Origin of the sequence: Kocuria sp. CPCC 205231, assembly GCF_040980965.1 — a bacterium.
GTDB lineage: Bacteria > Actinomycetota > Actinomycetes > Actinomycetales > Micrococcaceae > Kocuria > Kocuria rosea.
Genome location: NZ_JAVKPP010000106.1, coordinates 1 through 532 on the forward strand (window position 1 = coordinate 1; position 532 = coordinate 532).

Annotated in this window: 1 protein-coding gene; it reads right to left on the reverse strand. The window is 39.8% G+C overall.

Features of this window, described 5'->3' with window-relative positions; all coding sequences use genetic code 11:
• The coding region (locus tag RF640_RS19085) for a hypothetical protein (RefSeq protein ID WP_368828674.1) at positions 1-532 on the reverse strand (532 nt) is incomplete at both ends.

Consider the following 532-nt stretch of genomic DNA (forward strand, 5'->3'; position numbering starts at 1 on the left):
CAAGTGCTCGGTAGTCCAAGCATCAATGTCCTTAAGTTTAACATTCACTAAGCGCTCTTTGAAATTAAATGTTTTAGTAACGGATTCGTTCACGACTTTTGGATATAATGGTATCATTAGAGCAAAAGGAGTTATTCCATACAGCTTGTTCGGTGACTTCTTGCTTTTGTATATACCAAAAGTAGATTCAATGATGTCTGAAGAGATGCAGATATTCATATCCTCAGTAAGTTGCGCTTCTTCCTTTCGGAAGTACTCCAGCATCTTCAAGCCAAGGTGAGCTTGACGAGGATAAGCATTTCCTATAACATGAGCAACTATGTATGACTGGCACTCCTTACTCGTCTTGCAGGAAAAGCCTTTGTTTTTACAGATATGCTCTATATGCCTGATGGCATCCAACGCATCCATGAGTTCTTGCAACAAAGATTCATAGTCGTTGATGAAAGCATACGCTTCCTGCATTTCTTTTGGGAGTTTGTTGTAACAAGCAAGCATAGAGTTGCCCCAGATTACCCATTCAGACATATTC